7 protein-coding genes are annotated in these 12,186 nt (G+C 38.0%); 2 read left to right on the forward strand and 5 right to left on the reverse strand.

The features are described from left to right. Positions 1-10: 10 nt before the first annotated feature. Both ACVW0P_RS19635 and ACVW0P_RS19640 read right to left on the reverse strand, forming a co-directional pair. Positions 11-289 (reverse strand): hypothetical protein, encoded by a 279-nt coding sequence (locus tag ACVW0P_RS19635; protein ID WP_457133576.1) that lies wholly within the window; start codon positions 287-289, stop codon positions 11-13. Between the two features lie 2 nt (positions 290-291). After that, positions 292-1,350: a nucleoid-associated protein gene (locus tag ACVW0P_RS19640; protein ID WP_457133577.1), complete on the reverse strand. Its 1,059-nt coding sequence runs from the start codon at positions 1,348-1,350 to the stop codon at positions 292-294. 141 nt (positions 1,351-1,491) lie between these two features. Between ACVW0P_RS19640 and mnmE the strand changes: the two genes are divergently transcribed. After that, positions 1,492-2,877 (forward strand): tRNA uridine-5-carboxymethylaminomethyl(34) synthesis GTPase MnmE, encoded by a 1,386-nt coding sequence (mnmE, locus tag ACVW0P_RS19645; RefSeq protein ID WP_457133578.1) that lies wholly within the window; start codon positions 1,492-1,494, stop codon positions 2,875-2,877. Between the two features lie 283 nt (positions 2,878-3,160). Here the strand turns inward: mnmE and ACVW0P_RS19650 are convergent, their stop codons facing one another. After that, positions 3,161-3,859 (reverse strand): hypothetical protein, encoded by a 699-nt coding sequence (locus ACVW0P_RS19650; protein ID WP_457133579.1) that lies wholly within the window; start codon positions 3,857-3,859, stop codon positions 3,161-3,163. Between the two features lie 870 nt (positions 3,860-4,729). Between ACVW0P_RS19650 and ACVW0P_RS19655 the strand changes: the two genes are divergently transcribed. After that, complete coding sequence (locus ACVW0P_RS19655) at positions 4,730-8,731, forward strand: two-component regulator propeller domain-containing protein (RefSeq protein WP_457133580.1); 4,002 nt, start codon at positions 4,730-4,732, stop codon at positions 8,729-8,731. A gap of 461 nt (positions 8,732-9,192) precedes the next feature. Here ACVW0P_RS19655 and ACVW0P_RS19660 read toward each other — a convergent pair whose 3' ends face one another. Then, positions 9,193-10,578 (reverse strand): undecaprenyl-phosphate glucose phosphotransferase, encoded by a 1,386-nt coding sequence (locus ACVW0P_RS19660; RefSeq protein WP_457133581.1) that lies wholly within the window; start codon positions 10,576-10,578, stop codon positions 9,193-9,195. A 119-nt stretch (positions 10,579-10,697) separates the two neighbouring features. Next, a complete protein-coding gene (locus tag ACVW0P_RS19665; RefSeq protein WP_457133582.1) occupies positions 10,698-12,017 on the reverse strand; it encodes a choice-of-anchor Q domain-containing protein in 1,320 nt (439 codons plus the stop codon). Positions 12,018-12,186: the final 169 nt, after the last annotated feature.

Raw genomic sequence — 12,186 nt, forward strand, 5'->3', positions numbered from 1 at the left:
ACTTTTTTAATTAATTATGATGGCCAAAATTGTTCATCGCTATGCCACTCTCGTAGAAATCGTTAGATCGATTTATGTTTTTACAAGCTTCATAAGATTCCATTTCTTTTTTCAAAATAAAATATATCAATACTGACCATATAAGCGGGAATATTAGCGTAAGACATATGTTTAACCGCTTTTGGGTTTTAGTTAATACTATTGCTTTGGCAATTCTAAAAATAGCAAGCCCCGCCATTGTTAAATGAACAGCAACAATAGCTAACAATAAAATTTGCCACCCTGCCATTTTTACTCTTCTTCTTTAAAATACACTTTATAATAGTTCATTGATTTATCGTCGTCAAAGCCCTTCTCAATCAGTTTATTATCACCATGGATGTAAATATGGAAGTTTTTATCAAGCTTTAAAACACTTTTATATATACGGGCCTGCTTTTTAACCGCGTTGCCGGATATTTCAAAATTGTCGGCAATTGGGGTATCAAATTCTTTTTCGTACTGGCTTTTAAATGTTTTAAAAGATGCGATGGCCTCTGGGTTGTTGATCACTTCTTCGCTAAACTCATCCAGGTCAAAGGTTTCTTTTTCTTTAAAGTATTTCATCGAGCGGTTCAGCAGGTCTATTTTATCGGCTTTACTCATCTCAAACTCATCGTCCAGTTTTTGGGTAACAAAGTTTTTGTAAACGCCCAGGGTGTTGCTGGTTTGGTTAAAGCTATCGTTACGGATCTTCAGTTGCAGAAATTCGTCTTTCCAGTAAACCGCTGCATCTTGCCCGCCGCTTACTTTATCAACCACTACAACTTTGTAACCATTCTCTTTTTCGATATTAAAGATGAGCACCCCTTTATCCAGCTTATTGATATTGATGGCGTCCTGCTCATAATCTACCGCGAAACCGCCCTGGTCGGGGTACACTTTTAGGTAAGTTTCTTTATTCTCTGATTTAAAGATTCCGATGGCATCCAGCGGGTTGCCTTCTATCTGCACATTATTAAAATAAACTACGTAAAGCTCGCCGCCCTTGATGTTGGGATGTGTGCTCACTTTATACAGATGTTTTGCTATCTGCTCAGACATCTCGTGGAATTTCTCCTGGTCGTCAAAAACCTTGGTAGCAAAGTTATGCAACTCGTTAAGGGCAAGGTCGCCGCTGCTATGCAATAAGTGGTAAACCTCGTTAACTTTTTCAAAAGGCTTTAAAAAGTATTGCATCAACAGGTTCGGGATGATCTCATCTTTTAACTCGAGCGGTTTTTCTGACAGGGCGTACATTTCACCTGCAGATTGGTTACCCACATGGTGTACAGAAATTGTATCGAGCGAAGCTTTAAAAAAAGTTACCATAATATCGCGAAGGTAAAACTTTTTGGGTTCATGGTCGATGATTCGTGGATGATAGCCGTGTAATAGTTTATGGCATCCGGTCAACATAACATTCACCGAAAATTACGACCTTCGCGCAAGAAAACGGTTTGTGGCTTAGCCATGAACCATGAACAATCAGCCATGAACCATACCGAAGATACCATAGTTGCGCTTGCCACCCCAAACGGCGTGGGGGCCATAGGGGTTATACGCCTGTCGGGCCCGGATGCTATTAACATAGCGCAAAAGGTTTGGAAAGGTAAAGACCTTACTAAACAGGCATCGCATACCATCCACTTTGGCAGGGTTATAGACGGCGATCTGGAATTAGATGAGGTTGTGGCATCTTTATTTGTGGCTCCCCGATCTTATACCCGCGAGAATGTTGTAGAGATCTCTTGCCACGGTTCAAACTATATTATTGAATCTATCATTAAGCTGTTTATTAAAAATGGCGCACGCGCTGCTAAGGCGGGTGAATTTACACTCAGGGCATTCCTGAACGGCCAGCTCGACCTTTCGCAAGCCGAAGCCGTAGCCGATCTAATAGCCTCCAATTCGAAAGCATCGCAACAGGTAGCTTTGCAACAATTACGCGGAGGCTTTAGCAATCAACTGCAACAACTACGCGGGCAATTAGTACAGTTTGCGTCGTTAATAGAACTGGAACTCGATTTTGCAGAAGAAGACGTGGAGTTTGCTAACCGCGACCAGCTGAAAAAGCTAACCCACGAAATTACCCGCGTAATAGGCAGTTTGATACAATCTTTTGAGTTGGGAAATGCTATTAAAAATGGCGTTAACACCGTAATAGCCGGCAGGCCAAATGCGGGGAAGTCGACCTTGTTAAATGCCCTCCTGAATGAAGAACGTGCCATTGTGAGCCATATCCCCGGTACTACACGCGATACGATAGAAGAGGTGCTAAATATTCAAGGCATTAATTTCCGATTGATAGATACAGCGGGTATTCGCGAAGCTACAGATACAATTGAGCAGATAGGGGTGCAGCGAACCATGGAAAAAATAAGCCAAAGCGCACTGCTTGTGTATGTGTACGACGCTGAAAAAATTACCCTTGCCGAACTGAACAGCGATATAGAAAGCCTGCAAAAGCCCGGCATAACCATGCTGCTTGTAGCAAACAAAGCCGATCTGCTAAGCCCGGAACAATTATCCGCTCTGCCACATACCGAAAGGGCAATCATTGTATCTGCCAGAGAAAAGCAGCATATAGATGAACTGAAAAATAAGATCTACGCTGCTGCTATAAAAGACAAACTAACAGGCCACGAAACGTTGGTAACCAACATCCGCCACCTTGAAGCCCTACAAAAAACCGAAGAAGCCCTGATACGGGTACTTGAGGGGATAGATACCGTCACATCAGATTTCCTGTCAATGGATATCAAGCAGGCCTTACACTACTTGGGTGAAATCACCGGCGCAGTTACCACAGATGATTTACTCGAAAATATTTTTAGTAAGTTCTGTATCGGTAAGTAAACGATATAACTAATTGATTATAAATTAGTTATGAAATTAAACAGAAAGTAAAAATCGTCATTTTAATTTCGTAATCCCATACTGGTACTCGAAAAAGGGCAGCTAATGGAAATAGGGACGCATGAGGAACTTCTGATACAGAATGACAAGTACGCCAAGTTGTTCGAATTACAAGCTGCTGGTTATCGCTAGCCTGAATCGCAGTTCTTTTTTTGCTGACCTGCTGCGTCTTTTAAGCAAACGCCGGCGTTTTAACATAACAACCGGCGTTAACTAAGAGGTATTATATTTTTGTTATGGTAGTTTTAACATTGGTATAAAAAAGGGTGCTCGTTCCTTCGAAGCCTGAATCCGTTCCAATAATGATCCAAGCCTCGCCTTTCTCATTCGCCTTTCCGGAAAATTCCCCGCTTCGCTGTAATAAGGTGTAATCACTTTTCTGGGTCCCGTTTGCTACGTTACCGATAATTTTCATATCCTTACCACTTTGTGATTGAGATATTTTATTAATATTCATCCGGTAAAATCCCTCAAGTTTAACTTTCTTAGGTTCAATTGAAGTAACTCCGGCGCCTAAATATACGGATTCACCCGGCGCGCCGCCGATCCCTGAAGCGTTAGAAGGAGCATTTGATGCCAACTCGATTTGAAAGTTAAACTTGTAATTTTGATTGGCTTTAAGTCCCGATATTTTCTTCTTAATAAACATGAAGAGATCATCACTATGATTATTCCCCGAGATTTTTAAACCTTTCTTAGTTACATTTAACGGTAGGGGAAGATTGGCAGTATTGAAACTCAGGTTGTATGTTAAAGAATCGGGAGTTAAGGGGTAATCAGCGAAATCTCCTGTCCATCCATTCGCTGCTGTTTCAAAGTTATCGTTGATAACAATTGTAGACAAAGCGTTGTCATTGTCTTTTTCACAAGCCGTAAATATGGTTGCAAAGAAAGCGATTAAAGCTATTGATTTAAAATTCATTTTTGTTTGTGTAATGGTTAATAATAGTTGATGAAAACAGCTTTCCTAACTGTTATTCAGTTAACTTCTATGGCCGGCTTAAGAAATTCATTGGAAAACCATGCATTGTATTTCCGTAACGTGTTACGCCGCTGGTAAAGAAAGTGTAACAGACACATTCGGACATTATCTTAAACGGCTGAACGTGTAGCCTTTATTTTATCAATATCTTTCGTGTTATCTCTGCGGAACCGGCTTACTGTTCGTTGGGGCTGCGAAACTGATTCTGGGGTGAACTTCGTTGATGACCAATTTAAATAGAGAAGTGATAGAGGAATATTTTGAATTCAGGGGAAGCAGTACCTCTGCGTGCACGAAATTATGTCCGGGTACAAAAAGAACGAAAATAGCTGTAAACGTGTGCTATTTGTTTACAGCTATTTTTACTAACTCGTGTGGCAACTCGGCGAGTGTGTTGCGCAGCCGTCTGCTTTCTGGTAAGTTAAGCGCTTTTAAGCATAAAAGTTCTTTCCACAATGCTCAGGCCAATTTGTAATTATTTTTTAAAGTATATCTTAACAACGCTAACTAAGGTTCCCGCCGACTTAAGGTGACTAGCTACTTTGTCCAGTAAGACACTTCATAATCTTAGTTTAAGTTGATAATCTGCTGTCCGTACTACCTGTTTATGTTTTGTCGTCCATGGCTATATGGTTGGTTATTCATAAGGTAAACTTCCGATGTCCATTCGACTACCACAACGCAGAACCTTTTAAAAGACAAATCCATGACTGTACTTCATTACAGAGGCTATCGCCAGATCAACTAGTTATGAATCTAAATAGCAACATATTAATAATAAATTTCGTATAAGTTATTATAATGTTATTAATGAAGAGGTTCAAAGTAGGAATTGTTGTTGCACAGATTTTCTTTTTATTAGCGTCAATGGCGAATGCCCAAAAGCTTTCGTTAAATACAACTTACTTAAATAGCAACAATGGGCTTTCGCAAAACACTATACTGTGTATTCTAAAGGACAAATTTGGATTTATGTGGTTCGGGACTCAGGACGGGCTAAATAAATATGATGGATTCAAATTTACTATTTACAAAAGCTCAAGAACCGGTACTTCTTCCTTAGGTGCCGATCTTATCAATTCAATTTGCGAAGATAGATATAACAACCTGTGGGTTGGGACCCGGCTTGGCGGGGTAAGCCGTTATGATCGTTCCCATGATTCATTTGTAACTTTCAAAAATGACCATCTTAAAACAAATTCGCTTAGTAATGATAACGTTCAAATAGTTTATAAAGATCGAAATGCGAATCTTTGGGCAGGAACCGAAGACGGACTAAATCTATTTGACAGCAAAACGGGTACCTTTAAGCGCTATCTTCAATTTAAAACTACCGGTAATGATAAGGACAAACACAACATTACGGCACTTCATAGCGCTAACAACAATAATCTTTGGGTTGGAACTACGAAGGGGCTGTATTTATTAGATATCAAGTCCGGAAAAGCAACCAGATTTTTTGATAAAACTACAACTCGCAATACAGACAACAACCGAATAACTTCAATAATAGAAGATGAGGATAATAACATTTGGATAGGTACTAAGAAAGGGCTGAATTTATTAAACAGACAAACCGGAACGTATTTATATTTCCCAATTGAAGCAGACAAAAATCTATCAGGACATATTAACTCCATTTTTTGCCTGGCCAATGCAAAGAGCAACAGATTTTGGATTGGATCGAATACCACTTTACAACTTTTTGATGCTCGTGAAAGAAGGCTAATCCCTATTAACGAAAAAACAAACGGAGAAAACACGATGCCAAATGATGGCGTTGGCGCATTGCTGGAGGATAATGCTGGCATCCTTTGGATCGGCACGAATAGCGAGGGCATTGTAAAATACGATAAAAATTTATCTATTTTTCCGGCATATAAATCTTCATTAGCAGGTAACCCGTCAGCAGTCAACGTCATAAGGAGCATTTCAGAAGATGCGGCTGGAAATCTGTATTTGGGAACAGATTTTGGAGTTGATTATTATGACAGAAAAAAAGGCACATCCACACGATTTAAGCATAACGTAAAGAATATCAACAGTCTTTCTAGTAATTACGTTTTAAGCGTTCATGCAAGTAAGCAAACGGGCCTTGTTTGGATCGGTACCTTTGCAAGTGGATTGGATTGTTATAATCCCAAAACAGGAAAATTCAAGCACTTAGGAATAGGGAGCGGCCCTAATAAAATAAAGGGAAAAGGGATATATGCTATATTAGAAGATAAAGACGGCAATATTTGGTTTACCCCCGAAGACGGAGGTGTTTATGAGTATAAAAAATCTACAAAAAAAATTATTAATTATCAGCATGATGCCAGTAACCATAATAGCGTTTGTGATAACACTATTCAGGCGCTGTATGAAGATAGTCATGGCCGTATTTGGATGGGCGGCTATAGCTTTGGTATAAGTATTTTTGATCCTATAAGCCAATCTTTTAAGCATTTAAATACAAAAAATAGCGCGCTTACGAGCAATGTGATCAGCGCTTTTTACGAAGACGCCATTGGAAATATGTGGGTGGGTACAATGGGCGGCGGAATAAATTGTTATGAAACGAAAAAAAAACAATTTAAATCCTATACAGAAAAAAACGGCGTGGTTAACAATACCATCAACTATATTGCAGGAGATGCCGCCGGTAAAATCTGGCTAAGTACTATACAAGGCATTGTTCGGTTGGATCCTATTTCAGGCACGTCAAAAAATTATGGTTATCATAATGGGTTAAAGAGCCTTGAATTCAATTTTGGAACCGGTGCCAGATTGAAAGGCGGTGAAATTGCTTTAGGTAGTATCAACGGCTTCAATATTATCGACCCGGATAACCTTCAATTTAATTTCAATAAACCAAAGGTTGTGCTTACGGGATTTGATCTGTTTGACAAACCGGTAATCCCAGGTGTGAAAGAGTCACCATTAAGTCAAAGCATTGGATCCACGCGGGAGATCAAATTAAACCATTCACAATCGATGTTTTCCATCAACTTTGCTGCACTGGATTACACAATTCCTGAAAATAATACATATGCTTATAAAATGGATGGCTTCGATAATGAATGGCGATATGTAGGCTCAGAACGAAAAGCCACATTTACTAATTTAGACCCGGGGACATACATTTTTAGAGTTAGAGCCGCTAATGAAAACGGAATCTGGAACGACAAGCAAACTACTATTAAAATAATTATTATTCCTCCTTACTGGATGACCTGGTGGTTCCGTTCCATCATTGCTGTTATCCTGGCAAGTATAACTTATTCTTACTTTTCATTTAAAAACAAAGCGGAGCGACTTCAGAAAATAGAACTCGAAAAACAAGTTGAGGCGCGGACTGTAGAAATCGGTAAGCAAGCAAATGATTTGATGAAGTTAAATGAAGAATTAAAAATTCAAAAAGATGGAATTACCGTTCAATCCAAAGAACTACAACAAAAAACAAAGTCATTAGAGACACTTTTAATAGAGTTAACAGAACAAAAGGATCAGGAGAAGCTTGCGAGACTAGCGGCTGAAAGCGCACAATTAGAAGCCGATAAAGCCAACCGGGCTAAAAGTACATTTTTAGCCACGATGAGTCATGAAATTCGAACTCCATTAAACGGCGTTTTAGGCATGGCGGCGTTGCTTGCAGAAACAGACCAAACGCCAGAACAGGAGGATTACACCAATTCAATTGTTAAAAGCGGAGACTCACTGTCGCTGGTAATTAATGACATTTTGGATTTTTCTAAAATTGAATCGGGAAACTTAAAGTTAGAGCCTCATCGATTTGACATTCGTAAGTGTGTAGACGATGTTTTAGAGTTATTTATTTATACAGCAACTGAAATCGGAATTAAGCTTTATCGTAGTGTCGACGGGCTGTTACCCCAGTATGTAATTGCCGATGGATTAAGACTACGTCAGGTGTTGACAAACTTGATTGGAAACGCCATTAAGTTTACGAATAGTGGTGAAATTGCTATCAAAATTAAACCTGAATACCAAGGTAATACCGGCGGTTTTAGCCTTTCCTTTGAAGTAAGCGATACCGGAATTGGTATTAAAGAAGAACAATTAGGTAACCTCTTTCAAGCCTTTAATCAAGGTGATTCTTCAATAACAAGGAAATACGGGGGCACTGGCCTTGGGTTGGTAATTTGCCAACGTCTAATTCAATTAATGGGTGGCAATATAACGGTTTCCAGCCATTACGGTATTGGTAGCACCTTTAAATTCAATATATATTGTCAGCAAGCAAATGTTGAGTCTGTAAACGATGAAACATTAAATCAAAAATCGTCGCATAGCACGATCGAAAAAAAATCCCTTCTTTCGGAGACGTTCGCATTGAATTATCCTCTTTCAATATTAGTAGCCGAAGATAATTTAATGAATCAAAAACTAATACTAAGGGTACTAAGTAAGCTTGGTTATAAAGCCGACTTGGCCATTGACGGATTAGAGGTACTAAGATTGTTAAAAAATCACCGTTATGAATTAATATTAATGGACATCCAAATGCCTAACCTTGATGGCTTAGAAGCTACCCGGATTATTAGGGATACTTATGGCTCAAATCCTAAAATAGCGGCAATGACTGCCAATGCCTTGAGTGAAGATAAGGAAAACTGTATTAATGCCGGTATGGATGAATATATGTCCAAACCAATAAACATTGAAGTTTTGATAAATCAACTCATCGCTCTTTACAAAAAGATTAATGAGTTAAATACCGTTAATTTGACGGAAAATATAATCGACGGACCTTGGGAAGGTAATGACGAAAAGAAAAATAAAGACGAAATCAACTCTGATTTGTCTTAGAGTAAGCCAGCTTTCAATGTCGGTTGTACTGCTGTAGATTGTAGCTTGACCTATACGGTTAAGGCTCTCAGGAAGCGGTATTCATTTCGGCAGTAATTTCTTCTTTAGCGTAAGTAGTAGAGCCAAAGTCATTGGAGTTTAAAATTCAGCTGTAAAACAAAACTGTGTAAAACAGTAAAAGCTTGTAACATTTCTTCCAACAATTCGTAAAAGATAGAATGATTATGAACTCGAATAGAATTACATCAGTAATTATGATTGGCAATACAAGAAAAATAGGGCTTTTAATAATTGCTAACCTAATTGTAATATTATTATTAAGCTTGTTGTGGATATTACTTTAAAGGATACTCTTGATAGAGTGTGGTATTAATTCCTCAATTTGGGGAAATATTTACCGTGTAAAATGGCATTAAATACTAATAAATTAACGTTTAAGAAATTCTAAAAATATTTTTTATCTAAAATGCATTTTTTTCGCCCCTAAATATGTTTATTACCGTTAGAAACATAATCTTTATATCAAACATTAATGACCAATTTGTCATATAGTGAATATCATGTTCTACTCTTTTTTCCATTAAGACGGTTTCACTAGTCTCGCCGCGATATCCATTTACCTGTGCCCAACCACTAATACCTGGTTTTAAAAATTGCCTAACCATATATTTATCTATCAATTGCCTATACTGTTCGGTGTGCGATAACATGTGTGGCCTTGGGCCTATAATGCTCATGTGGCCATATAATACATTCAAAAATTGTGGGAATTCATCTAAGCTTGTTTTCCGTAGAAACCGCCCGATAGGCGTAACACGGATATCGCTTTTGCTAGCCTGACGCTTGTCTGAGTCGTTGTTAACACTCATACTTCTGAACTTATAACACCAAAAAGGTTTATTATCACGACCAGTTCGCAATTGCTTAAACATCACGGGGCCTGGGCTGGTTAACTTGATGATAATACCAAGTAAAGGGTATAGCCATGATAAGATAAATATCAATACAGTACCACTCACAATAATATCAAAAGCACGCTTTTTAAATCGGTTTTCAACAGCTTCTAACGCTTCTTTACGGGCAGAAAAAACGGTATATTCACCCATCCGGGCAAGTTTGAAATTCGCTTCCATATATCTTGTATCCGGTACAAACATTAGCTTAATGCATTGCTTTTCTGCTTCTACTATCAAGTTTGATACTTCGGTCATTCTATTTGTATCTAATGATACAAACACCTCTTGGATACCAGCGCTGACTGCAGATTTTAACTGGTTAATAGCGCTTGGCATCACCAAGTCGCCATGGGCGTTTACCGATAATGTTTCCTCCTCTAAAAAGCCTGCGAAATTAAAACTGCCTTGTTGTTTAATGTAATTGGCAAGTTCTTCTCCCTGGTCATTCATGTTTAATACCGCAACTTTTTTCCTGATATCGAAATTTTCATTAAGCGCTGATTGCAAGGCTGTTCCAGTAAACCTGCTCATCAGAAAACTTAAAAACAACAGACCATAAAATATTATAAAAAAGTGTTTGGGCATATTCAACGAACTGCTGAAAAAGAAATAAGCAGAAAGAAGTGTTAAGTGCAGCACATAGCTTTTCCAGGTAGCTTTATAAATATATTCAAGTACATGAATGGTTGTTTTTGAATATAATTTAAAAATTCCGGTTGTTATTAGCCAAAGCAAGTTGCATAAAATCACATTGTTACTAAACATGCTTTTATCAAGAGGGACGAAATATTTGTTTGATAAATAAAAGCCTAAATAAAAACAAAGATTAACGATTATAAGGTCCGTTAATGCTAATGTGAAACGTAATAAGTAGAAATATCTTGTTTCCATAATGATTACAGATAATCAAATACTGAACCAATAAAATATTATTTCTAACTAATCGTATTCCTATAAAGAATATAGATGTATTATGTTACATTAAATAGTAAAATGATTTACCGGCGATATTAATATTCGTAAGCGCCTATATCAGACCTGCTTCCCCTCAGCCTTTTTTTATTATTGTAATCTAATGAACTATAGGTATTTGCATTACCCCCTTCTATGGCAGGGCTGGTATTTTGTAGCTGGAAGTTTGCCTGTAGGCTCCTCAATGGTTTAATAAAAAGCGGGTCGGCATATTTACATGATGGACTGGTAATACTTATCACAGCTTTGTCCGGGTTTGTTATATTATAGTGTAAATTGTTTTCGTAAACAAGGTTGGTATTTGAGTAATTAGAATTTAAGATCACCAACCCATCTGATATCAGAATGTTATTGATAATGCGATTATTAGCCCCCATCCCGGACAGTATTTGCCCAGCCTTAAGTCCGTTACTTTGCGAATTGCAGTAAGCAGTATTATTAATGATGTCAACATTATCGCTTTGAAATGAATGTATCCCGGTACCGCCGTTATACCAGCAAATGTTATTTTCTATTAATGTTTGCCCGGCATATCTCCCAAGGTTCGAACTTTTTTGCCAGTTTCTAAAATCATCGATAATGATACCGTTACCATCGCTTATTTCGCAGGTTTTGAACCAGGGTACGAATGAATTATTATTAAAACACCTATTTCTGCGTATATAGTTATGATAACCCTTAGCGCGGTCGTAATTCCAAAACTGGTATAATGATATACCACTGGTACCAAATACGGAATACCAGCTATTATTATATACAAGGTTATCTTCAACAGTAATATAATCGGCCTGTATTGCACCAATCCCTCCACCGCCACAATCATGTACAACGTTTTTAGCAATTACAATATGATGTGAATGTTTTTTGCCCCGTCCTTCAATAGAAATCCCGTTTCCGTTATATTTAGCATCATATTTCCCGCTTTTGTTTTTGCAGCCTCCGGGTTGGTTTAAGGCCTTCTTTAAATTAACCTGGGCATTGTTACCAATTATTTCAAAACCGGTTATCTTAATGTAACTCGTCCCACTTTTTACAGATAGCCCGGCCCAGCCGTCGAATTTTACACGCGGGGTGTGGCCCGGATAATTTGTATAAATAATATATCTGTTCTTTTTTCCACTCTTGGTTATGTCAGTAACATTGCAGCTTGGGCAATCGTTAATATAAGTTCCGTTCATAACAAAAACAGTATCGCCGGGTTTAGTAAGATTGGCTGCATCCTGGATAGTGCTTTTTGCTTTGCCTGCGCTTAAGCCATTAAATTTTTTATTACCTGTTGCTGCATTAACGTAGTAGTTTTTTGCATATAATACGCTTAGGTTAAATATAAATACTAAAATTAAGAAAACATGCTTCATGCTTAATCGTTTGTTTAAAGCGACAGCTTAAAATACTGCCGGCTTGTGTAATAAAATAACTATAGTTGGCATCAATGTTGATTAATGTGAAAACTATATCGATTCAGCAAACGTAGGTTGCTTTTGAAAGACATGCGAACGTATTAAAAGTTCTAAAAGAAAAACATAT

The sequence above is a fragment of the Mucilaginibacter sp. UYNi724 genome (genome assembly GCF_054057495.1).

Coding starts and splice junctions, on each gene's coding strand:
- ACVW0P_RS19635 (WP_457133576.1), bottom strand. CDS start 289: ATGGCAGGGTGGCAAATTTTATTGTTAGCTATTGTTGCTGTTCATTTA.
- ACVW0P_RS19640 (WP_457133577.1), bottom strand. CDS start 1,350: ATGGTAACTTTTTTTAAAGCTTCGCTCGATACAATTTCTGTACACCAT.
- mnmE (WP_457133578.1), top strand. CDS start 1,492: ATGAACCATGAACAATCAGCCATGAACCATACCGAAGATACCATAGTT.
- ACVW0P_RS19650 (WP_457133579.1), bottom strand. CDS start 3,859: ATGAATTTTAAATCAATAGCTTTAATCGCTTTCTTTGCAACCATATTT.
- ACVW0P_RS19655 (WP_457133580.1), top strand. CDS start 4,730: ATGAAGAGGTTCAAAGTAGGAATTGTTGTTGCACAGATTTTCTTTTTA.
- ACVW0P_RS19660 (WP_457133581.1), bottom strand. CDS start 10,578: ATGGAAACAAGATATTTCTACTTATTACGTTTCACATTAGCATTAACG.
- ACVW0P_RS19665 (WP_457133582.1), bottom strand. CDS start 12,017: ATGAAGCATGTTTTCTTAATTTTAGTATTTATATTTAACCTAAGCGTA.